The sequence below is a fragment of the Bacteroidales bacterium genome, assembly GCA_023229505.1.
Lineage (GTDB): Bacteria > Bacteroidota > Bacteroidia > Bacteroidales > JAGOPY01 > JAGOPY01.
In genome coordinates this window covers 1-24037 of the sequence record JALNZD010000020.1, presented here as the reverse complement: position 1 = coordinate 24037, position 24037 = coordinate 1, and the positions used below count along the sequence as shown (strand labels likewise).

Below are 24037 nucleotides of genomic sequence, written 5' to 3'. Positions count from 1 at the left end.
GGAGAAATCTTTCTTTCAGAGATCGGGCGAAAGAGCGAACAGGCGAGCGGGCGAGATGCGGAGTGTTGGCCGGCAGATCCCTCCTTCGTCGGGATCTGTTTGCAATCTCCGCTGCGTCATCCCCTCAAAGGAGGGATCAAATACATCAATACGCCAATTCCTCTTCCTGATGACGAATGACCAATGACCTTTTCTCTGATACCTCGCAATGCCCGATGATCTTCGCCTCGATGTTGAATTGCTGCGAAACTTTAATCACATCACCGGCGAATTTTTCAGGAAGGTAAATTTCAAAACGATGGCCCATGTTAAAGACCTTGAACATCTCCTGCCATGACGTGCCTGAATGCTTTTGGATAAGCTGAAAAAGGGGAGGGATGGGGAAAAGATTGTCTTTTACTACTTTAAGATTTTCAATGAAATTAAGAACTTTTGTCTGTCCTCCACCGCTGCAATGTACTAATCCATGGATATTTGCCCGGTGTTCTGCTAAGATTTTAAGCATCACCGGGGCATAGGTGCGGGTAGGGGATAAGACCAGTTTGCCAATATTAACACCTGGAACTCCGGAAGGATCAGTGACCCGGAAAGGCCCGGTATATGAAAGATCTGCCGGCATCTCAGGATCAAGGCTTTCAGGGTATTTCTCCCGGTAAACCTTATTGAACATATCATGACGGGCGGAAGTCAGGCCGTTGCTGCCCATTCCGCCATTGTAAGTATCTTCATAAGAGGCCTGCCCGTAAGACGACAGGCCGATAATGACGTCGCCAGGCTGGATCTGGTCGTTGCGGATCACATCTTCGCGCCTCATCCTTGCTGTGACGGTCGAATCCACGATGATAGTCCTCACAATATCACCGACATCGGCTGTTTCGCCGCCTGTTGAATAGATTTCAATTCCGAGACTACGCATCTTTGCCAGGAATTCCTCCGTGCCTTCAATGATGGCCGAGATGACCTCTCCGGAAATAAGCTTTTTGTTCCTGCCAATAGTGGAAGAAATTAATATTGTACCAGTCGCTCCGACGCAAAGCAGGTCATCAATATTCATTACGATGGCATCCTGTGCGAGCCCTTTCCAGACGGAAATGTCACCGGTTTCTTTCCAGTAAATATAAGCCAGGGAAGATTTCGTCCCGGCCCCATCGGCATGCATGATGTTGCACCACTCTGGATCACCTCCTATCAGATCAGGGACGATTTTACAAAAAGCTTGTGGGAAAATGCCTTTATCGATATTCCTGATGGCAGCATGCACATCTTCCTTGGATGCCGATACACCCCGAAGTGAATATTTCAGGTCATCTGCCATTATTTCTTCTTCCTGAAAATGATCTGCTGTCGCTGATTATCAATCGTATAATCCCCGAAAGCCGCCAGAACCGTATTTCCGATTATTAACGGGTATCCCAGGTTTGAGTTAACCATGAATTCAACATCTTTTACCGTTTCATTGGCAATGGTGAATTCCTTAATGACAAGGATGGCACGGTTGGCAATGGTCGCATTGGCTAAAATCTCATCGGGATTGCCTTTGAAATCTTCTTTACCGATTGCGCCGGTGGCCAGTAATCTCATTGCCTCGTCCACTGAAATTTGCGCGATAAGTTTTGCATCAAAAGTGAACTGAACTGTATAGCCATTGATAATGCAAGGCGCCGTAATGAATCCGGATTTGGGTGCCAGGGTATATTTTAAGACGTTATCGTCAGGGTTAAGCTGGATTTGAACGGTTTTTCCGAGTTCAACATTTTTAGGTTTAGGTACAAAATCTTTACTGATAACCCTGAACTCGGTCCGCCTGTTCAACTGGTGAGCAGCTTCCTTATACGGAACTGTGGACAGTGAATCGATATAGGATTCTGTCAGGACGGTCCCTTCTTTAAACAGAAATCCGTCACGTGTTACATCTTTCAATAAGATTCTCGGCACCCTTTCCCCATAACCTTTGGCGATAAGGCGATCCGGATCGATCCCCCGTTCGATGAGATAATCGACCACCGACTGCGCCCGGCGCTGCGACAGGATATCATTGCGTTCGTAAGTGTCCCGGGCATCCGTGTGAGAAGCAAGCTCAATAATCAGCGTGGGGTTTTCATCAAGTGTGGTTATGAGGCCTTGCAATGAATCCTGGTATTCGGGCTTAAGGTCCCACTTAGCAAGATCGTAAAGGATTTCTGGAAGTACTATTGGTTCTTCAGGAATTGGTTGAAGAATGAAATCGCGCGTAAGGTCCTTGCTTTTTTCATAGCCGACTGTTGTAACTCTGCCACTGGAATTGAAATATTCATCTTTTGAAACGGTCATCTCATAAGTCGTATTGGGCATGATCTGACTCCTGCCAAACATGTAAACGCCGGTTTCAGAAGTCCTGGCAGTCATGGAGATGCCATCTGACCCGACAATATCGACCCTCGCCCCTGGAATAAATTGAAGCGTACGATCATCCTTTACGGCGCCACTCAGCGTGAATGCCACCGGAGGTATAATGAAGGAATAAATATCTTCCTTTGATTTTTTTCCACTCCGGTTTGAGGAGAAAAATCCTTGTTCCCCTTCAGGATTAAAAATAATGGCGAAGTCATCGGCAGTTGAATTGATCGGGATACCCATATTTACTGGTGTTGTCCACATCCTGGCTGTATCCGGGATCGTATAAAAAATATCAAGTCCCCCCAGGCCTGGATGGCCATCGGAAGTGAAATATAACAGGGTATCTGCCCTGAGGAACGGGAACATTTCATCCCCAGGCGTATTGATGATCGGACCAAGGTTGTAAGGTCGGCCAAACGGTTCACTCCTGCTTTCACGGAAGGCCACCCAAATGTCTTTTCCACCCATTCCACCTGTACGGTTCGAAGAGAAATAAATAACCATTTCATCCCGGCTAATGGCCGGGTGACCGACAACTTCCGTTGAATCCAGTCCCAGCGGCATCAATTCAGGTTTGCTCCAATATCTTCCTGTCCGCCTGGATGTGTAGATCTGGCAACCATTTGTGGTACCATCTTCATCCGGACAGCGGGTAAAATATAATGTGCTGAAGTCGCTGGTCATTGCGGGAGCACCTTCGTTCGCCTCAGAGTTCACCCCGTCTTTTTCCTGGTCATCAAGCAATTCGGGTGTGCTCCACTCATTTTTACGGTCCATCCTGGCCTGGAACAGGCAGCTGAAGCTTTGATTGGTCCATTCATCGATCCCTTTTCCTTTGCTTCCTTCGCGTGTTGAAGTGAAAATGAGGGAATTATACGTTTCACTGGAATAAGTGGGCGCAAAATCAGCTTCCCGCGAGTTGAGCCCTTTCTCTTCTACAACTTCATATTTGGATTCAAATTCTACCCAGTCAGGGATCTTCTCACACGACTGGATCCCATATTTACCCCTGGGATCATCAGGCATCTTCTTATCATAAAGTTCGTAATAGGTTTTCGCTTCTTCCAGGTTCCCTTCAGATTTCTGCGCATTGGCATAATGGAGCAGGATGATAGGCTCCTTGCTGTCATAACCGTTTTTAATCAATCTTTTATATTGTATATCGGCCCGTTTTATGTCTCCGGTTCTGCGGAAACACTCTGCCAGTTGAAAAGAAATCCGGTTCCTTTCTATGGGATTCTTTTTGACTTTGGTATATGCTTTCTGATACTTCTCGATGGCGATTGAATAACGCTCGTCTGCAAATGCATCATCAGCACTCCGGATAAACGAACGTTGTTTTTGACCCGCTGCCTGGTTGCAGACAACAAGTACCAATAATACCAGGGTTAAAATGCGTGATATCTTTTTCATTCTTAATCGGAGCCTTTTTCTTCAATGATTGTTAACGAAGAAAAGCTATAATTATTTGACTGTATCAGTTTTATCCTTTCATATCCGGAGGAGGCGAACCTTCAGAAACATCCCCGGCCGGTTTATCAATATTATCATTTAAGGGCCTTGCTGTGTTTTCAAAGTCTTGCCTGATCTCATCCGCTGTCTTTTTCAAATCTTTAAAAACGGATCCTTCGACATTCAATTCTTTTTCAACTTTTCTTGTTTCTTTGGTAATCTCTCTTTTTATTTCGTCCGAAGCCCTGCGGATCTCATTCATCCCACGGCCAATTTTCCTGGCGATCTCAGGTATTTTGCTGGGACCGAAAACGATGAATGCAGCCAGAAGGATAACCATTAATTCCCCGGCGCTGATATCAAAAAAAAGAAGTACTGCTGGCATAAGGCCCTGGATGTATAGACCTGCAAAAATAATAAAAAAAGGCTGGTCTGCCTTAAATTTTCATTTAGTGGCAAACCAGCCTTTATTCAATAATGAAAAGTTTATTTTGACTCTTTTATTTTGAGTGTTTTTTTTATTTTTCTATTCATCAGGTCAAATGCAATAGGAGTAGCCACGAAAACTGAAGAATAAGTGCCGAAGAAAATTCCGAACAAGAGAGCAAAAGTGAATCCCCTGATGATTTCTCCACCAAGGATAAATATGGCAATTAAAACGACCAATGTAGTGCCAGATGTATTCACTGTCCGTGACAGGGTGCTGTTCAGCGCTTCATTAACGTTGATGGAATATTCCCTCTTTGGATGAAGCGTGACATATTCGCGTATCCTGTCGAAGATGATAACAGTATCATTAATAGAATAACCAATAATGGTAAGGATAGCAGCAATCAGCGTCTGATCAGCCTCCATGCTGAATGGCATGATGCTGTATAACAACGAGAAAATCCCGAGGGTGATCAGGGCATCATGGAACAGGGATACTAAACCACCAAATCCGTATTGCCACTTTTTGAACCGGATGGCAATATAGATAAATATTACTATAAGGGCAAATATAACAGCCATGAAAGCTCTATTCCGGATATCGTCAGCGATAGTGGGCCCGACTTTTTGAGAACTTCGGATACCGAGTATTTTCCCAACTTCAGTGGCATCTGTTGAAAAATCTATGTAAGTGATGTCTTTCTTGGCATAGAATGGTTTTAACCCTGTAAAAAGTTTATTTTGAATAATCGAATCAACTTCCGGGCCTTCATCATTGATCTTATATTTGGTTGTGACCTTGACCTGTGAAGTAGGCCCGAATGTTTTGACTTCAGGGGCCATACCATCGAATTGTGCTGTAAGGGCAGTACGTATTTCATTGGTTTTGATTTCCTGATCGAAACGAATTACATAAGTTCTGCCACCCGCAAAGTCAACCCCCTGGTCAAGTCCCCTGGTAAAGAGCGAGATAATACCAATCACAGAGAGCGTAATGGAAAAGATATAAGCATATTTACGCAATTTCAGGAAGTCTATTTTAGTGTTATGGAGGAAATCATGTGTGATGGGCACATCAAACGTGATATGCTTGTTTTTATCCAGTGCCCAGGTAAAAATGATCCTTGAAATGAAGATCGCTGTAAATAGTGAGCTGAGGATACCGATAATCAGGGTAGTGGCAAAACCCTGTACAGGGCCTGTTCCGAAGATGTAAAGAACAACAGCAGTAAGAAGTGTGGTCACGTTTCCGTCGATGATAGCGGAATAAGCGGCTTTGTAACCATCAGAGATGGCCAGGCGCATCCCTTTTCCTGCCCGCATTTCTTCCTTGATTCGTTCATATATAATAACGTTGGCATCCACGGCCATTCCGAGCGTCAGCACTATACCGGCAATACCTGGAAGCGTGAGCACTGCGCCCAGGGAGGCGAGCACTCCGAAAATAAAGAAGATGTTGACTACCAGGGCAAGGTTGGCAACCCAACCGGCCCGGGCGTAAAAGAATGCCATATATGCCAGGACTAGCATGAAAGCTATGACAAAAGACCATAAACCGGCATTGATGGCTTCCTGGCCCAGTGACGGACCGACCACAGCTTCCTCCACGATACGGGCAGAAGCTGGTAATTTTCCGGCTTTGAGGATATTTGCAAGGTCCTGGCCTTCTTCAAGAGTCATTCCGCCTCCGCTGATAGAAGACATTCCGTTAGGGATTTCGCCCCTTACGGTAGGGAAGGAATAAACATGATTGTCCAGAACAATAGCAACCTGTTTGTCTATATTCTCCCCGGTCAGTCTTTTCCATACCCGTGCACCTTCACTGTTCATCGAAAGGCTCACTTCCACACCGCCTGCCTGGTCATAATCCTGCCGGGCATCCACGATGACGCCACCGCCCAGGGCTGCAGAACCATCGCGTGAAGTGACTTTCAGTGCCACAAGCTCCAGAACATCAGTCTTTTCGTCTCGTGGTTTGGCGGTCCATACCAGTCTCAGGTTCCTTGGGAAAACGCTGTTTGTCTTGCTCAACATCGCGTTGATACTGGCCGTATCTTTAATGGCAGCAAAGCCGACAGTTGCAGTCTGGCCCGGGTAATAATTCCCGTCTTCGCTCTGAAAAAATGCCGGTTGGAGATATGCATTCAGCGGGTTTTCCTTGGCATAATCTTCAAAGGACCGGTCTTTATCTGCTGCCTTGGAAGTATCGCTTTCGATCTTCTCAAGCAGGGAAGTTGCCGTATCTTTTGCTTCTCCCTGGACAAGTGCATTACTTTCACCAGTAGCATTAATTGCACCCAGTGAGTCAACCAGGGAAGATTCCCCTTCTAATTTTTCAGTACCAAGTACGGTTACCAGCCGTTTATTTGCTTCAGCGAAATAAGTATATATTTCAGAATAACTGTAGGTTTCCCAGAATTCAAGATTTGCAGTTCCCTGGAGAAGTTTCCTGACGCGGGCCGGGTCCTTGATGCCTGGAAGTTCAACGAGTATCCTTCCGGTTCCGGCCAGTTTCTGAATATTTGGCTGAGTCACACCAAAACGGTCGATACGCGTCCTGAGAATGTTAAAAGTCATGTCAAAAGCACCCTCGGTTTCTTTCCTGATTACTGTAAGAACTTCTTCATTAGTAGAATTGTAACTGATCTTATCTTTAAGTTCTACCGTATTAAAAATAGAAGCCAGCTTGGCATTGGGGTCTGTCTCACTGAAAGCTTCCCCAAACAAGGTCACGAAATCACGCTGGCTCGATCGTTGCTTGGCATATGCACTTTGCATGGCCTGCCGGAATATAGGGTTGACATTATTTGGTCCTGCCAATGCATTAATGATATCACCCATTGATACTTCCAGCACGACATTCATACCGCCCCTGAGGTCCAAACCAAGATTGATCTCCCTTTCTTTTACCTCCTTGTAGGTATATTTCCGTACCAGGAGATTATAGACTACCTGATTTGATAATGAATCGATATAGTAAGATTCACGGGCTTTTTCTAAAGAGTCCAAATAAAAAGTCTTCATCAGTTGATCGCCCTTAGCAAGAGCTTCAGCTTGATTGACCGCATCCTGATTTGTAGCATAGCTACGGGCATTCCGCTCAACTTTCGAACTGAAAAAAGTAAATGATAACTGGAAAAGACAAACTATTGAAAATGCAATCGCAAATACCTTAATAGCTCCCTTACTTTGCATGTTTTCAGAATTTTAGGATTTTTTTTATCTATTTTTTGGAGGGTGCAAAATTAGCATATTTTTTGTAATTTACCAATGTGCTGTTATTTTTTATTGACGAAAATGCTTAATCGAAATTCGAAATTCGAAAATTGAAATTCGAAAATTACCAGAAGGATAAATAATATCCCTTAATATATTGAAGATGAGCATAATTAAAATTTGCATAACTTACATTGATAAAAAAAGTAAGATTCAGGTTATGCGGATTATAAATATTTATTCAGAATAAGCATATTATATTAACTTTGTTTGCTTTTTTCAATTTAAATTGAATAGATATGAAAGTAAAGTATTTAGATCTTATCGAGCAGACTTTTGATTTTCCTTCGAGTGAATTCGAAGTCATTGATAATGAACTTAATTTTCATGAAATACCCTTAATGGATGTCATTAAACAATATGGAACGCCATTAAAAATAAGCTATTTGCCTAAGATCAGTGAACAGATTCAGAAGGCTAAGAGATGGTTCAATGTTGCAATGGCAAAGGCTGATTACAATGGGAATTACACCTATTGTTATTGTACAAAGAGCTCACATTTCTCCTTTGTCCTCCAGGAAGCATTGAAGAATGATATTCATATTGAAACCTCATCGGCATTTGATATCCATATCGTGGAACAAATGCACGAAGAGGGACTTTTGAATAAAGAAACTTTTATCATTTGTAACGGATTCAAGCGTCCGCAATATATTGAGAACATTATAAACCTTATCAACAGGGGTTTTGAGAATACAATCCCGGTTCTTGACAATATATTTGAACTTGATAAATTTTCCAAGGGGATCAGGAAGAAAGTCAAGCTTGGCATCAGGATTGCCTCAGAAGAAGAGCCCAAATTTGAATTTTATACTTCCAGGTTGGGAATACGGTATAATGATATCTTATCCTATTACCAGGAAAATATCCGCAACAACAATAAATTCGCCCTGAAGATGCTTCATTTCTTCATCAATACAGGGATCCGCGATACGGCTTATTACTGGAATGAACTTACAAAATGTGTTAATATTTACTGTGAACTGAAGAAAATATGCCCTGAACTTGATTCCCTTAATATAGGCGGCGGATTTCCGGTAAAGAATTCACTTTCATTTGATTATGATTACGAATATATGGCAGAAGAGATCATCTCCCAGATCAAAATAATTTGTAACCAGAATAATGTTCCGGAACCTGATATTTTCACTGAATTCGGATCTTTTACTGTGGGGGAGAGCGGAGCTGTCCTCTATTCCATCATTGATCAGAAGCGGCAGAATGACCGGGAGAGCTGGAATATGATCGACAGTTCATTTATGACGACGTTGCCCGATACCTGGGCATTGAACCAGCGGTTTATTTTACTGGCGGTTAATAACTGGGATTATGAATATGAACGTGTTTTCCTCGGCGGACTGACTTGCGACAGTATGGATTACTATAATTCTGAAGCACACTCTAATGCGATATTCCTTCCCAAGATGAGGCCCGGTACACCTCAATACATCGGGCTTTTCCATACCGGGGCATACCAGGAATCCATCGGCGGTTACGGCGGTATCCAACACTGCCTGATACCAGCCCCCAAACATATCATTATCGACCGTGATGCTGAAGGTGAATATTATACGAAGCTTTTTGCAAAAGAACAAAGCTACAAATCGATGCTAAAAATCCTTGGTTACTGATACCTGAAAAAAAAATCTTATTTTAGTTGTATCTTTCTTAATTATTAAATATGATCATTGATGAATTTTGGAGGAATACCGCCAACTTATTCGGCTTATGAAAGCTCATCGATCGTAATACTGCCGGTGCCCTTCGATGCGACCAGTACATGGATAAAAGGCGCTGACAGGGGCCCGGATGCGATCCTCGAGGCTTCAGCCAATATGGAGCTCTATGACATTGAAACCGATTCGGAAGTTTACCTGAAAGGTATCCATACCGCCAAACCTGTGATTGAAAAAACTTCTCCGGAAGCCTTAACCCGGCAGGTTCATAAAACAATCATCAAATTCCTGGAAGACGAAAAATTCGTTGTTACCCTTGGTGGAGAGCATTCAGTTACAATTGGCGCAGTTCAGGCATTTGCAGAACATATACCCGGTTTATGTGTGTTGCAAATCGATGCGCATACAGACCTGAGGCAGGAATATGAGGGATCCCGTTTCAATCACGCCTGCGTTATGGCCCGTGTCAGGGAATGGTGCCCTATTGTCCAGGTAGGAATCCGGAGCATGGATGTGGTTGAAAAACCGTACCTGGCCAAAGACCGGATTTTCTTCGCTAAAGATATTACTGGAGGGCATTCCGGCTGGATCGATGATGTGATCGAAAAGCTTAATTATCACGTTTATGTGACGATTGACCTGGACGGATTTGACCCTTCCATCATGCCCGCTACAGGCACTCCGGAGCCTGGTGGACTTGCTTACTATGATGTGATCAATCTCATGCGAAAGCTGATCGTTAAGAAAAAACTTGTTGGGTTTGATGTGGTCGAATTATGCCCAATAGATAATAATAAAGCATCTGATTTCCTGGCCTCTAAACTAATCTATCAATTGTTGAGCTATCAGTTTATGAGTAAAAATAAGTAATTGATCTTTAATTTATTGATAATGTAACTAACCCGGATCGATAAGAAATTGTTTGTTTAAGTCGATCAGATTTAAAATAATTACAAAAATGGGAAAAAAAGACCTTTTAAAGCAAACGATCGAGCATATTGATATTAAATCCTTTGACGCTACCCCCATCATCGAAGCCATGAGGAAGATGTCATTTACCTCCCGTGAAACGGCAAACGCGGCCGATATTCTGCAACGTATGATCAAAGATAAAGGTTGTTCTATCATCCTGACTCTCGCAGGAAGTACCAGTGCAGGTGGTTGTATGCAGGTTTATGTCGATATGGTGAAAAATAATATGGTCGATGCCATTGTGGCCACAGGCGCTTCCATCGTTGATATGGATTTTTTTGAGGCGCTGGGATTCAGGCATTATAAAGGAACGCCTTTTATTGATGACCACATGCTGCGAAACAATTATATTGACCGTATTTATGATACCTATATTGATGAAGAAGAATTGCAGCAATGTGATGAGACGGTAAAGAAGATAGCGGATATGCTTGAACCCAGGCCTTATTCCTCAAGGGAATTTATCAAGGAAATGGGGCGGCACCTTGTTGATCATTCTAAAAAGAAGGATTCATTAGTACAGGCTTGTTACGAGCATGATGTACCCATTTTCTGCCCGGCATTTTCCGACAGCAGCGCAGGTTTCGGATTGGTCAAGCATCAGTGGGAGCGGCCGGAGAGTCATGTCAGCATAGATGCGGTAAAGGATTTTCTGGAGCTTACCCTGATTAAAATGGCAGCAAAAACCACCGGTCTTTTTATGATCGGAGGCGGGGTTCCTAAGAATTTTGCGCAGGATACCGTCATTTGCGCTGAGATCCTGGGTAAAGATGTTCCGATGCATCAATATGCAGTTCAGATCACAGTAGCCGATGCCCGTGATGGCGCATGTTCCGGTTCCACCCTCAAAGAGGCTTCGTCATGGGGAAAAGTTGAAACGGTGTACGAGCAAATGGTATATGCTGAAGCCACTTCAGTGCTGCCGCTAATTGTCAGCTATGCCTACCACTGTGGCGATTGGAAGAACAGGGGGAAATTCCGCTGGAGCAAATTGTATGAGAAATAATCAATATTGGAAAACAAATCCGGTAAGGGTTAGGATTAAGGCCGGTAAGTAAGCCATTTCCATAACTCTTTATAAGAAATTTTCTTTCCATACATCAGGATACCTGTCCGGTAGATTTTCGCGGCTAACCAGGTCGTGGCCAGGAACCCCAAAACCAGTAAGATCATCGATGGGATAAGGTCCGTATAAATATTGACCCCGAAAGGGACCCGGATCATCATGATGATAGGGGAGGTCAGGGGTATCAGTGAAAGCCAGTAAGCCACACTGCCATCCGGATTATTCAGTACGAAAGAAAGCCCGATAATAATCGAGAAAATCAACGGAATGGTAACAGGTAGCATGAATTGCTGTGTATCGGCCTCATTGTCGACTGCAGATCCTATTGCGGCAAAAAGTGCCGCATAGAGCAGGTACCCTCCGATGAAAAAGAAAATGAAGGTGAAAATAATCACCCCGTAATTGATTGAGAAGAAAACATCAAGGATCTGGCCGATATTCTCATCAGATCCCAGTGCATCCAACCCTTGCTGTGTATCCGGCATCCCCATGGCATCCGATGAAAAAAACTGACCGGGAGCAGTAACCGGTTGTTCACCCATTTTATACTGATCGATCTGGTCCGCATAAATAGCCGTGAAGGCAGTAACAATCCCAAGCGTGAGGACGACCCATAAAAGGAATTGCGTCAGGCCAACCATGGCAATACCAATGATCTTACCCATCATAAGCTGAATCGGTTTGACGGAAGATACAATTACTTCAACGATCCTGCTCGTTTTTTCCTCGATAACGCCGCGCATTACCTGCGCCCCGTACATAAAGATGAAAAAGTATATCAGCATCCCACCGACAAACCCAAGCGCCCAGCTAATCTCGGTATAAGACTTCTTACTCGTCTCAATATCTTCCACCACCAATGAAATGTTCGATTTAACCGAAGCCAGTGTTTCCTCATCGATCCCATATACATCCATCAGTTTCTTGTTTTCCAGAATTTTATTGGCTGATTCCTGGAGATACATTTTCAGGCTTAGTCCCGGTTTCTTGTAAGAATAAAGATAGAAGGCCTTAGGGGTTGTATAAGATGAAAGGGGTATATAAAGAATGGCAAAGTCTTCACTTTTTCCAAGATTAGCTTTTGCTGTCTGAAGATCGTCCGTGATGTAAATAAACTTTGTATCGTTGGTTTCTTTGAACTGCTCGAAAAAAAGTCCTGTTTCGTCAATGACCTCAATGGTTTTTGTGCCTTCTGAACGAGTGGCCAGCAGCAGCGGGACGATCCACACGGATGCCATCAGGATGGGACCAAGGAAAGTCATGATCACAAATGACCGCTTTTTAACCCTCGTTAAATATTCTCGTTGGATGATGAGCCAGATCTTTTTCATTTTTCGGCAGCGTTTACAGTGGCAATAAAAACATCGTTCATGGTAGGCAGAATTTCCCGGAAAGCATGCACCTCTCCCTGTCGCATAAGCTGGGAAAGAAGCTCATTTGGCTTATGGTTCATGAAGCCCTGGATTTTAAGAACGGTATGACCTGCAGTCTCTGCTTTTTCGAGGATATGGCAGGCAGGCGGCAGGGTAAGGTCCTTGTCGTAATAACCTGAAATTTCCACTTCGTAAGTCTCGGTGCGATGTTTTTTCCTGATCTCCATTACATTTCCTTCGAGAATTTTACGGGAACGGTTGATCAGGGCAATATTATCACATAGTTCTTCTACCGAGGCCATATTATGGGTGGAAAATATAATAGTGGACCCGTTTTCGCGCAATTTCAGGATCTCTTGCTTCAACAGGTTGACATTGATGGGATCAAACCCGCTGAAAGGCTCATCGAAAATGAGCAATTTAGGCTGATGGAGCACTGTGATGATGAATTGAACCTTCTGTTGCATACCTTTCGACAACTCTTCCACTTTTTTATTCCACCAGGAACCGATGTCGAATTTTTCAAACCAATCCCTTAGCTTCAGTTGTGCTTCATGCCGGCTCATTCCTTTCAACTGGGCGAGGTAAAGGGCCTGTTCGCCAACCTTCATTTTTTTATATAGGCCTCTTTCTTCCGGGAGATAGCCTATTTGATCAATATCACCGGGTTGAATATTGTGGCCATCAAATAAAATATGGCCTTCATCGGGTGCTGTGATCATATTAATGATGCGGATCAGTGTTGTTTTGCCTGCTCCATTAGGGCCAAGCAGGCCGAAAATGCTCTTTTCGGGGACGGAAACGCTTACCTCTGCCAGTGCAGTGTGACCGGAGAAGCGCTTGGTTACGTTTTCAACTTGAATCAAGTTCACTGGAAAATGTCTTTCATTCTGTCAAAAAAACCTTTGTCTTTTTTGGAGGGATTTGGCCTGAAATTTTCGGAATCCCGCAATTTCTCAAGAATTTGCTGTTCTTCTCGTGAGAGATTCCTTGGTGTCCATACGCTCAGGTTCACCAAAAGGTCACCGCGACCATAACCATTCAGGTCAGGTAATCCTTTCCCTTTCAATCTTAAAATTCTTCCACTTTGAGTGCCGGCTTCGATTTTAATCCTTGCTTTTCCGTCGAGTGTGGGTATATCTACTGAAACGCCAAGGGCAGCTTCAGGGAGGCTCATAAAGTGCTCGTAGATCAGGTTATTCCCATCGCGTATGAAATGCTCATGTTCATGCTCTTCGACCAGTATAAGAAGGTCCCCGGGAATTCCGCCCCTTGCGGCAGCATTTCCTTTGCCACTCATGGAAAGTTGTATACCGTCGGTTACTCCTGCCGGGACCCGGACAGGGATAATTTCTTCTCCTTTGATTATACCGTTCCCGAAGCATTTGTTGCATTTTGTGCCGATCACGGTACCTTCTCCGTCACAGGTCGGACAGGTAGAGGTGGTCTGCATCTGACCTAAGAAAGTACTGGTGACCCGTGTAACCTGGCCCTGGCCATGGCAGGCCGGGCAGGTATTCATAGAAGCGCCTTTTTCCGCTCCCGTCCCGCTGCACTGGTCGCAAGGAATGTATTTATTGACTTTGATCTTCTTTTCGACCCCTGTGGAGATTTCCTCCAGACTAAGTTTCACTTTAACCCGGAGATTAGTGCCCCTGTTTACCCGGCGGCGCGTCCGGCCACGGGTTCCAAATCCAAAAGCATCGCTGAAAGCGCCTCCGAAAGCATCCCCGAAAATATCGCCGAAATTGGAGAAGATATCATCCATGGTCATATTGAAGCCGCCGCCAGGCATACCTTTTACCCCGTCATGTCCATATCGGTCGTAACGCTGCTTTTTGTCAGCATCACTGAGTATTTCATAGGCTTCAGCGGCTTCTTTAAACTTACCTTCGGCGGACGGATCATCCGGGTTTTTATCCGGATGGTACTTTAATGCCATCTTCCGGTAAGCTTTTTTGATCTCATCGACAGATGCCGTACGAGGAACATCAAGGATTTCGTAATAATCGCGTTTTGTCATTTTTAATTTCCTACTACTACCTTTGAATACCGGATCACTTTCCCGTTAAGCATATATCCTTTCTCAACCTCGTCAACTACTTTACCTTTCAAATCTTCCGATGGAGCAGGAATATTGGTCAGCGCATCATGAAAATCGACATTGAATATTTCCCCCTGTGCAGGAATAACTTCCAACCCTTTCTGGGCAAGCAGACCTTTAAATTTCTGGTAAATCAGCTGCAGTCCTTCTTTCGGGACCACTTCCATTTCATCGCCGGTTTTAAGGGTGGATTTTAAAGCCCGCTCAAGGTCATCGATAACAGGCAATAATGAAAGGATTATGTCCTCTGAAGCCGTTTTATTGAATTCGATCCTTTCTTTCTGGGTACGCTTGCGGTAATTGTCAAACTCAGAATATAAACGGAGATATTTATCATTCAATTTATCACATTTCAACTGCCATTGCTTTATCGCCTCGCCATCATGATCATGTTTCTTCTGTTTATCTTTTTTTGAATGGCTTTTAACCCCTTCAGCACCAACATGATCATCCTTTTCCCGGCTAGTCGGTATTTCGTCGTGAGATTCCTGCTCCTTTATCTTATCTTCTTTACTCATTATATTGTTAACTTGAATTAATAAAAACAGGCCTTCTAAATTACGGTTAAAAGGCGCAAAATTAGTGAAACTTAGCGGACGACCATCAAATTATTTGCCAGTGAAGGTGAAAGGACATTTTGGCAGATGAGAATGAAAAGAACATATTTATATCTTTGAAAGACAAAATGTCAATTATCTTATGAGTATCAGAAAAACGATATTGTTATTTCTGCTACTGCCCGTCAGCATTATGATTTACGGGCAGAAAACCTACGAGCTCAGCTTTCAGATTGATGGTCTCCCGGCTTCAAAAATCTGGTTGATTTTTTATTACGGCGATCAGCAGATCAGGCAGGATACCGCAGTTACCGATGCTTCAGGCAAGGTCGTTTTTGTGATGGATCAGCATGACCAGGAAGGCATGTACCGGTTGGAAAAGGACAAAAAGCAGGGGCTCGATTTTATCTTCAATAAGGAAGATGTGAATATCACTTCCGGACCGGATTTTGGCCTGGAAAGCCTTGTGGTCAATAAATCAGAAGAAAATAAAATATTCTTCGACTATTATCGTCACAGGCTGGATATGGAAACCAGGATCGATGTTTTGACCGGTTTTTTAAGATATTATCCCCCTGTTGATTCATTTTATAACGAGGCTGCCGCTTACGCAGAGCGATTATCCTTAAACTACAAGCATTATCTTGACAGCCTGCTGGATAACTTTCCTGGGAAGCTGGCCACCAGGATAATCCGTCTTGATCAGTTGCCTGATATCCGGCCGGGAGAATTGCCGCCGAAAGTTGTTGCCCAATATCGCAGCCGGTATTTCAGCAGCATCGATCTCACTGATTCGCTGAACCTGAATACGCCGTTATTGCCTGCCAAAGTTGTCAATTATCTATCATTATATGTTACGCCGGGCGCTTCCCGCGAAAACCAGGAAAAATCCTTCATCCAGGCGGTGGATTCCCTTATGAAGTTTACTGAAGGTGGCCCAAAGGTCAGGGAAATGGTTGTGAATTACCTGATTAACGGTTTCCAGACTTATGGTTTTGAAACCGTACTGACCTATCTCGTTGAGCACTATGTCCTTGGACAATCCTGCGTGAGCGACCAGCAGGAGGAAAAATTAAAGATCAGGATAGAAGGGTTTAAAAAACTTACTATTGGAAGTGCGGCTCCCGATTTTAAGACCGTCGATGCAGCGGGAGACACAATCCACTTGTCGGATACCTGTGGTAAGCAGACTCTTCTCATTTTCTGGTCAGGTGATTGTCCACATTGTGAGGCCATTATGCCGGAATTAAAGATCCTCAATGGTCAATACAAGGACAGAATCAGATTTATAGGGGTTTCTGTAGACCAGGATGAAAAAATATGGCGGACGGCTTTGGAGAAAAATGAGATTTCCTGGGCAAACATTGCCGAATTGAAAGGATGGGATGGTAAAATTATCCAGGATTATTTTGTTTATGCGACCCCGACTTTTTTATTAATAGATACCAACCTGAGGATCAAGTCGAAACCGACTGGCCTGGCGGAGTTAAAAGATGCTTTGCAGAAGTAAGCGGCTCAGGGCTGATCGCTTATATTCGCTTAATGTCAGCGCCCAGCAGGTTCAGCCGCTGATCGATCTGCTGGTAACCCCTGTCGATTTGTTCAATATTGTGGATTACACTTTTTCCTTCTGCGGATAAGGCTGCGATGAGAAGAGCAACCCCGGCGCGGATATCCGGTGAGACCATATCTATGCCCCTCAGCATGTGTTCACGGTTCAGGCCGATCACAGTTGCACGGTGAGGATCACAAAGAATGATTTGTGCACCCATATCGATCAGTTTATCGACGAAGAACAGGCGGCTTTCGAACATTTTCTGGTGGATCAGTACGCTGCCCTTAGCTTGCGTTGCAACGACCAGCACTATACTGATAAGGTCAGGGGTGAAGCCGGGCCAGGGGGCATCTGCGATAGTCATGATGGAGCCATCCATGAATGTTTCGACTTCATAATTCAGATGTTCCGGGATAAAAACATCATTCCCCCTCTGTTCGACAGTAATTCCCAGCCGGCTGAAAACTGTCGGTATCAGCCCAAGGGTATCAAGCTGAACATTTTTAATCGTTAATTCCGACTGTGTCATGGCTGCCAGGCCAATAAAGCTGCCGACTTCGATCATATCCGGCATCATCTCGTGACTGCAACCTGTGAGGTATTCAACACCTTCTACGGTGAGCAGGTTTGAGCCCACTCCGCTGATCTTTGCGCCCATTCTGTTAAGCATATTGCAAAGCTGCAGGATATAAGGCTCACAGGCGGCATTGAAAATGACGGTTTTACCTTTGGCCATAACGGCTGCCATGACAATATTGGCTGTACCCGTGACCGAAGCTTCATCCAGAAGCAAGTAACAACCCTGTAAATTATCGGCTTCCACTTTGTATAATCGCTCGGCATCATCAAAGATGAATTTAGCGCCAAGATTCTGCAACCCGATAAAATGCGTGTCAAGCCTGCGGCGGCCTATTTTATCACCGCCGGGGTGGGGGATATAACCTTTTTTGAACCTGGATAACAGCGGTCCGAGGATCATCACTGATCCGCGGAGACTGGCGGCTTTCTGCTTGAATTGAGGGGTGCGTAAATACTCAAGGTTGACATTGTCGGCCTGGAAGGTATAAGTATCAGAAGTCAGTCGTTCAACCCTGACGCCCATTTCTCTTAACAAATCTATCAGAAAGTTGACGTCACGGATATCCGGGATATTGCTTATCGTAACCTTTTCAGGAGTTAGCAAAACGGCGCAGAGTATCTGAAGGGCTTCATTCTTAGCTCCCTGCGGCTGGATTTCGCCTTTCAGCTTTTTTCCACCGAGGATCTCGAAAGAACTCATCCGATCTTTTTTCTTAGTTTGTTAAAAGATCCACCGGAATTCCCGTTAGAATTTCCATAAAGGTTTGTCCCCGGCTTGATGAATTTCTTTTTCTTGTTTCTTGCAAGGATTTCGTTTGTATGGCTCAGTTTATGTTCCTCAGAAAGCTGAAGGCGATTTGTTGATAGCTCCGCCAGATTTTTGAGTATTACATCATCATCAACTGAATTCCTGTTCCAGTTGAGATAAGATTTTTTCATATGATTGGCAATGGTGCGGATAAGGGCTTCCTTTTCCGGACCGTCTTCATAAGTAGCTGCTTTCTCAATGATCTGCTCAATATTCTTACCATAATGCCGGTACCTGATATTGGTCTGCTGATATTTGAGCTGTTTGGGCCCGAGGTGGAGGACTTCCTGTGAAGGCTGCGGATAAGGTGAGTCGACATCCAGTTTGAAGTCTGACATGATATGAAGATGATCCCATAATTTCTGGCGGTAGTCGCCCGACTCTTTCACTTTTGGGTTCATCTGGGCCATGACATTTACGATAAATTCTGCTGTCCGGGTGCGTATTGCCCGGTCTTCGATTTTGGCACAGTCCTCTGCCATCTGTTGAAGATTTCTGCCATATTCGGCAATGACCAGCTTGCTTTTTTGGGTGTTATATTCCATTAAATTGAGATTTGTTGAAAATATTTCCGACTGACGGACCGGTTTTAAAAGAATCTGATTGTTTGAGAGATAATTTTATGAAAAGAAAATCTGACCGCGTTTGTCACAAATCGAAAATTCATCTGCAAAAGTACGAAAAATATTTGATTATAATATTTTAAGTTTTGCAAATTTTAACAATAACTGCTTTTGACCGATCTGTTGGAAGAAAATAGTGGCCTTCCTGTTGCTTCCTTCACCTTCAACATTTAATACCTTTCCTTTGCCGAACCTGTCGTGTTCGACCATCATACCAGGCTGTAGATGGGACAACTCATCAGTATCCCCGCTTTTAGCAGGAAGGGAATTAGTGAAAGTACTGAGCTTTTTAAGTTTTCTGCCCGGGTCGGGAAAACCGGTCAGGGTTTCTTTTGAGTCTGCACCAGGGACTTTCCTGAAATCGTAATTTTGTTTGTAAGGGGAAGCTTTCCTGGGGATTTCTATAAACTCACTGTCGATTTCATCGATAAACCGGCTTAGTTCTGTGGGAATAAGATCGCCCCAACGATAACGGTTTTCAGCATAGGAAAGAGTTACGCTTTGCATGCCGCGGGTCAGCGCCACATAAAACAAGCGGCGCTCTTCTTCCAGGTCTGCCCTGTTATTAAGGGATTGAATCGAAGGAAATAAGTTTTCTTCCAACCCGGAAATGAAAATGTGCGGGAACTCCAGCCCTTTGGCAGCGTGGATCGTCATCAGGGAAACATGGTTCCGCCCTTCTTTATCTTTATCATCAGCATCGGTGATCAGGGCCACATCCTGCATAAACTCATCGAGGGTGCGGAAAGGCAGGGCTTCCGGAGGATTCTCCTCACCGGGTTCGGGCTCCGGGCGTGGGGTATCGCAAAATTCCCGGATTGCGTTAAGCAGCTCTTCCACATTCTCGAACCTACTGACCCCTTCGGGAGTCTGATCTTCATAAAGATCTTTCAGGATGCCGACAGTGGTTGCAATGTTCCGTGCTATGTCATAAGCGTTTTTAGATTTGAGCCTGGTAGAAAAGCTCTGGATCATCACCACGAATTCTTCCAGTTTACGGCGTGTCGAGGAATTGACATTAAGCCCGTATTCCACCGTGTTTTCGATGACCTGCCAGGCACTGACCTGGTGCTGGCCGGCAGCCACAATGATCTTTTCGACCGAAGTCTGGCCGATTCCCCGGGCTGGGTAATTGATCACCCTGGCCAGTGCGTCCTCATCCCGGTTGTTGATGGCCAGGCGGAAATAGGCCAGAACGTCCTTGATCTCCTTACGCTGATAAAACGAGACACTGCCGTAAATTTTGTAGGGGATGTTCATTTTCCGGAGCGATTCTTCAAAAGCACGCGATTGGGCATTGGTACGATAAAGAATGGCGAAGGCATCATTCCCTAGTTGCCGGTTCATTTTAAGGTCGAAAATCGCGTTCACGACAAGCGTTCCTTCTTCCGTATCGCTTTTAGAGCGGATCAGGTGAAGCTTAACCCCAACATCATTCTGTGTCCATATTTTCTTCGATATCTGGTCTTTATTATTCAGGATGATGCTGTTAGCAGCGTTGACAATATTTTTCGTAGAGCGGTAATTCTGTTCCAGTTTAAAAACTCTATGATCGGGATAATCGTGCCGGAAGTTCAGGATATTCTGGATGCTCGCGCCACGGAAGGCATAAATACTCTGTGCATCATCGCCGACCACGCAGATGTTCTCATTATTGGCAGCCAGGTGTTTCAGGATCAGGTACTGGCAATAATTCGTGTCCTGATATTCGTCGACCAGGATGAACTCGAATTTCCGCTGGTATTTAAGCAGGGCTTCGGGGTAATGTTCGAGGATGATATTCATATTGACGAGCAAATCGTCGAAATCCATGGCATCGGATTTTTTCAGCCGTTCGGCGTAGTTCAGGTAGATCTGGCCGATATGTGGTTTTCCGGAGGCCTGGTCGGCCAGGCGGATCTCGGGGTCATCGAAGTATTGCCTGGCTGAGATCAGTTTTGTTTTTGAGGCCGAAATCCGGTGGAGGACATAACCCGGCTGGTATACTTTAGGATCAAGGTCAAGTTCCTTGATAATATTCCGCAGGGTCCTTTTTGAATCTTCCGTATCGTAGATAGTAAATTGTGAAGTGTAACCAAGCCTGTAACCTTCAATACGCAGGACCCTGGAGAAGATCGCATGGAAGGTCCCCATCCAGACGTTGCGTGCTTCCTGCCCGACAAGGTTGGTGATACGCTCTTTCATTTCCCTTGCCGCCTTGTTGGTAAAGGTAAGGGCGAGGATATGAAACGGATCAACTCCCTGGTGGATGAGGTAAGCCACACGGTAAGTCAGGACGCGTGTTTTCCCGGAACCGGCGCCGGCCAGTACCATGGAAGCTCCCTGCGTATGGATTACCGCCTGCTTCTGGGCTTCGTTAAGATCTTTTAGCAACTTTTCCATCTCCAATACAAATTCGGTGACAAAAGTAAGGTTTTTAGCTAAAGATTTATCGAAGTAACGAAGTAACGATGTAGCGAGGTAACGAAGAGAAGGAAGAAGTACCAATTAATTCGCTACGTCGCTACATCGTTACTTCGTTACATCGCCACATCATTTTTTTCCCATCCACCGGGTATTTTTTTCAAAAATCCGGATAAACAAAATAAAAGACTTATGAGAAAAGAACTTGAAGAACGTCTGATTGCATTTGCAATTGGTTTGACGGAAGCAAGCGCTGGAATGAAACAGAATTTCATCAGCCAGCATTTATCGTCTCAAATACTACGGTCGGGGACCAGTGCTGCGTTAAATTATGGCGAAGCCCAGGCCGCAGAATCCAAAAAGGATTTTATCCACAAAAACAGCATCGTGCTGAAAGAACTTCGTGAAACCCATGTGAATCTTAAGATCATGCTTGGCTCAGGTATAATTACAGATTTCGAAAAATTTAATTATCTAGTAGATGAGTGCAATCAGCTGGTGTCCATCTTTTATCGCCTGGTACAAACAGCTAAACAAAATGAAGTAGCGAAGTAACGAGGTAACGAGTTGACGACGTAGCGAATTAATTGGTACTTCTTCCTTCTCTTCGTTACCTCGCTACATCGTTACTTCGTTACCTCGTTACTTCTTGTGGATAAATCATACGTGTAAACGTCAGTCAACTTATTCTTTGAATTCAGGCAAGCCTGCACAAACTGCCCGCAGTTGCTGCCGATCAGGTTTTCTTCCCATTCCCCTACGCTCAGGATCACTTCATATCCCTTGCTTTTTAACTGGTCTATGATATCATAGTCTGAATGCTCAGGCGTGATGAGGGTTTGCAATTTGTTTGCGGCAACTTTATAAGTCGGATTTAGCGGTGTTAACTTGATGATGAAGATATCCGGATCGAAATGACGGATTAATTCAATTGGATCGATGATGGAAACCGTCGATAGTGCGAAATTCAGGGTGATCTTTCGGCCTCCCGGATCGAAGAATTGCCTGCCATATCGGGCCATTTCATTGAAATCCCATTTCCTCACCGGGATTATCTGATCACGCTGGGTTTTGTCAGTGGAATGGATTGAAAACTGTAGCTGAAATGACAAAGGGTACTTTGTCTTCTTGATTTCAAGCAAGCGGTTGAAAAAATAGTTGGTTCCCCTGGGGGCTATCGTTGATAAGGATGGAATAAAACCGGGGATATTATAAAGCCCGGGAAGGTCTTCCAGTACTTGCAACACATTTGGATTAAAGGAAGGTTCTCCCATCCTTGCGAACTGTATCTTGAATTTTTTGCAAGGCACATTCAGGTCTGGGTAAAATTCGCGGATGAGATAATCGACCTGCAACAGCAGGTCATCATAACTGATCTTACCTTTATAATTGCCTCCTGCATCGCAGAACTTACATTCAACCGGACAACCGTACAAGGTCGAAATGACCAGCACCCACTTCTCCTCACGGGTAAAAGGCGGCTGGGTGGATTCGACGAATTCGACGAGCTTTCCGGAATCCGATTCAGCAATATACACACCTGCTAAACTGCTATTCTTTGTTTTTTTTATTACTCTCATTGAAATATATCTCCATGGCTGCCCTTATCCCGTCGCCTGCCGCAATCGATGCCTGGCGGAACAGATCGTTCTTCACGTCCCCGGCCAGGTACAGTTTTCCATCCTGTTGCAATTCATCCAGATGGTTAAGGAGTTCAGGATCACAAAAACTTAGTTCAGGCCGGCGACCTGTGGCAAAAATAACATAATCTGCTAAAAAGGATGCCATCTCATTTTTGGTTTGAAATAATAATTTTAACTGAGATGAAGAGGGTACTTCTGTGACCTGGCGGAGGACATGATTTTCGTAATAAGAAATCCGCGGATTTGCCTTAGCCCTTTGCCATAACAAAGGCAGACATTTTAGATCTTCTGTCCGGTTCATGATCATTACCTTATTATTAACCGCCAACTGGATAGCATAATCGAACGCGGCATCACCAGCGCCAATAATGACAATAACAGAATCCCTCAATTCCCTCAGCGGATAAACTTCGTAAAAGATTTTATAGCGAATTGTTTCAGGAATGGCAAATTCAGTCCATTCTGCCGGAACAGTACCTGAGGCAATGACCAGCTTTTGTGAGATATAGGTATTTTGATCAGTTTTAATCCTGAAGAGATCTTCCTTATAGTTTACAATTATCACATTTTCATGAATCACGGGAACATTAACCATATCAAGCTGCCGGGTCATCTTTTCAATCAGCTTAGTTCCCTTAATCCCACCCGGGAAGCCAGGATAATTCTCAACCAGGTTGGCATTTTTCAGTAATCCCCCCGGAATGTCGCGTTCAAAAAGCAATGGCATGATCCCATAGCGGGAAAGCTGGATGGTACAGGCGATCCCTGCAGGACCTGCCCCGATGACGGCAACCTCATGATGCTTCATTCAATAAATTTCATGTAAAAGTAGAAAACCATAGCTATAATTGAAAATTGAAAATTGAAAATTGGAATGCGAAATGCTCAATGTGAAATGTGAAATGCTCAATGTGAAATGTACTTAATACCCTCCCCTTAGTCCCCTCCCATGCCAATATTGGCAAGAAAAACACGGATTGTCGCGGGAGGGGAAAAATTTATCGGGATGCCGCCATTTCTAATCGGGTAGGAAGCGGCTCACGCCGCTGTCCCCCCACACCACCCGGCATACTTAATCGTACCAAGGCGGTTTCTATTAACTTTTACACCTTCATCCTCAGATATAAGGACTGTAACCCTTGTTG

Annotated in this window: 18 protein-coding genes; 5 read left to right on the top strand and 13 right to left on the bottom strand. The window is 44.3% G+C overall.

From position 1 onward, the window contains the following. Window positions 1–145: 145 nt before the first annotated feature. The 4 genes from M0Q51_08765 to secDF form a co-directional block, all read right to left on the bottom strand. Entirely contained in the window at window positions 146–1315 is a 1170-nt protein-coding gene (locus M0Q51_08765) for an AIR synthase-related protein (protein MCK9400066.1), read from the bottom strand. Next, on the bottom strand, window positions 1315–3789 hold the full coding sequence (locus M0Q51_08760; GenBank protein ID MCK9400065.1) for an OmpA family protein: 2475 nt from the start codon (window positions 3787–3789) through the stop codon (window positions 1315–1317). The genes M0Q51_08765 and M0Q51_08760 overlap by 1 nt, the downstream gene beginning before the upstream one ends. A 70-nt stretch (window positions 3790–3859) precedes the next feature. Next, window positions 3860–4213, bottom strand: a complete 354-nt coding sequence (locus M0Q51_08755; protein MCK9400064.1) for a twin-arginine translocase TatA/TatE family subunit — start codon at window positions 4211–4213, stop codon at window positions 3860–3862. A gap of 101 nt (window positions 4214–4314) precedes the next feature. Further along, a complete protein-coding gene (secDF, locus tag M0Q51_08750) occupies window positions 4315–7452 on the bottom strand; it encodes a protein translocase subunit SecDF (protein ID MCK9400063.1) in 3138 nt (1045 codons plus the stop codon). A gap of 320 nt (window positions 7453–7772) precedes the next feature. On the opposite strand from secDF, the gene M0Q51_08745 reads away from it, so the two are divergent. The 3 genes from M0Q51_08745 to M0Q51_08735 all read left to right on the top strand — a co-directional run bounded on the left by M0Q51_08745 (window position 7773) and on the right by M0Q51_08735 (window position 11187). Then, the gene (locus M0Q51_08745) at window positions 7773–9164 is read left to right on the top strand and encodes an arginine decarboxylase (GenBank protein ID MCK9400062.1); all 1392 of its coding nucleotides are present in this window, start codon (window positions 7773–7775) and stop codon (window positions 9162–9164) included. 60 nt (window positions 9165–9224) lie between these two features. Beyond that, window positions 9225–10079, top strand: coding sequence for an agmatinase (speB, locus tag M0Q51_08740; GenBank protein ID MCK9400061.1), 855 nt, complete (start codon window positions 9225–9227; stop codon window positions 10077–10079). Window positions 10080–10167: 88 nt separating this feature from the next. After that, window positions 10168–11187: a deoxyhypusine synthase gene (locus M0Q51_08735; protein MCK9400060.1), complete on the top strand. Its 1020-nt coding sequence runs from the start codon at window positions 10168–10170 to the stop codon at window positions 11185–11187. A 35-nt stretch (window positions 11188–11222) separates the two neighbouring features. Here the strand turns inward: M0Q51_08735 and M0Q51_08730 are convergent, their stop codons facing one another. Genes M0Q51_08730 through M0Q51_08715 form a run of 4 tightly spaced genes read right to left on the bottom strand, consistent with a single transcriptional unit; the run spans window position 11223 to window position 15242 of the window. Continuing rightward, window positions 11223–12578, bottom strand: coding sequence for an ABC transporter permease (locus M0Q51_08730; GenBank protein MCK9400059.1), 1356 nt, complete (start codon window positions 12576–12578; stop codon window positions 11223–11225). Continuing rightward, complete coding sequence (locus M0Q51_08725; protein ID MCK9400058.1) at window positions 12575–13492, bottom strand: ABC transporter ATP-binding protein; 918 nt, start codon at window positions 13490–13492, stop codon at window positions 12575–12577. The genes M0Q51_08730 and M0Q51_08725 overlap by 4 nt, the downstream gene beginning before the upstream one ends. Beyond that, window positions 13489–14643 carry a molecular chaperone DnaJ gene (gene dnaJ / locus M0Q51_08720; GenBank protein MCK9400057.1) on the bottom strand — a complete coding sequence of 385 codons (1155 nt, stop codon included), beginning with the start codon at window positions 14641–14643 and terminating at the stop codon, window positions 13489–13491. The genes M0Q51_08725 and dnaJ overlap by 4 nt, the downstream gene beginning before the upstream one ends. A gap of 2 nt (window positions 14644–14645) precedes the next feature. Next, window positions 14646–15242 carry a nucleotide exchange factor GrpE gene (locus M0Q51_08715; GenBank protein MCK9400056.1) on the bottom strand — a complete coding sequence of 199 codons (597 nt, stop codon included), beginning with the start codon at window positions 15240–15242 and terminating at the stop codon, window positions 14646–14648. Between the two features lie 181 nt (window positions 15243–15423). On the opposite strand from M0Q51_08715, the gene M0Q51_08710 reads away from it, so the two are divergent. Continuing rightward, entirely contained in the window at window positions 15424–16791 is a 1368-nt protein-coding gene (locus M0Q51_08710) for a TlpA family protein disulfide reductase (protein MCK9400055.1), read from the top strand. A gap of 19 nt (window positions 16792–16810) precedes the next feature. Here M0Q51_08710 and murA read toward each other — a convergent pair whose 3' ends face one another. From murA to M0Q51_08695, 3 genes are all read right to left on the bottom strand, one after another. Further along, the gene (gene murA, locus M0Q51_08705) at window positions 16811–18115 is read right to left on the bottom strand and encodes a UDP-N-acetylglucosamine 1-carboxyvinyltransferase (protein MCK9400054.1); all 1305 of its coding nucleotides are present in this window, start codon (window positions 18113–18115) and stop codon (window positions 16811–16813) included. Next, window positions 18112–18768: a DUF4290 domain-containing protein gene (locus tag M0Q51_08700; protein MCK9400053.1), complete on the bottom strand. Its 657-nt coding sequence runs from the start codon at window positions 18766–18768 to the stop codon at window positions 18112–18114. Before M0Q51_08700 ends, murA begins: the two co-directional genes overlap by 4 nt. A 147-nt stretch (window positions 18769–18915) precedes the next feature. Beyond that, window positions 18916–21228, bottom strand: a complete 2313-nt coding sequence (locus tag M0Q51_08695) for a UvrD-helicase domain-containing protein (protein ID MCK9400052.1) — start codon at window positions 21226–21228, stop codon at window positions 18916–18918. A 213-nt stretch (window positions 21229–21441) separates the two neighbouring features. Between M0Q51_08695 and M0Q51_08690 the strand changes: the two genes are divergently transcribed. After that, window positions 21442–21804: a four helix bundle protein gene (locus tag M0Q51_08690; protein MCK9400051.1), complete on the top strand. Its 363-nt coding sequence runs from the start codon at window positions 21442–21444 to the stop codon at window positions 21802–21804. A gap of 71 nt (window positions 21805–21875) precedes the next feature. On the opposite strand, the gene M0Q51_08685 is transcribed toward M0Q51_08690, so the two are convergent. Then, window positions 21876–22829, bottom strand: a complete 954-nt coding sequence (locus M0Q51_08685) for a hypothetical protein (GenBank protein ID MCK9400050.1) — start codon at window positions 22827–22829, stop codon at window positions 21876–21878. Then, window positions 22801–23700: an NAD(P)/FAD-dependent oxidoreductase gene (locus tag M0Q51_08680; GenBank protein MCK9400049.1), complete on the bottom strand. Its 900-nt coding sequence runs from the start codon at window positions 23698–23700 to the stop codon at window positions 22801–22803. Before M0Q51_08680 ends, M0Q51_08685 begins: the two co-directional genes overlap by 29 nt. Between the last annotated feature and the right edge of the window lie 337 nt (window positions 23701–24037).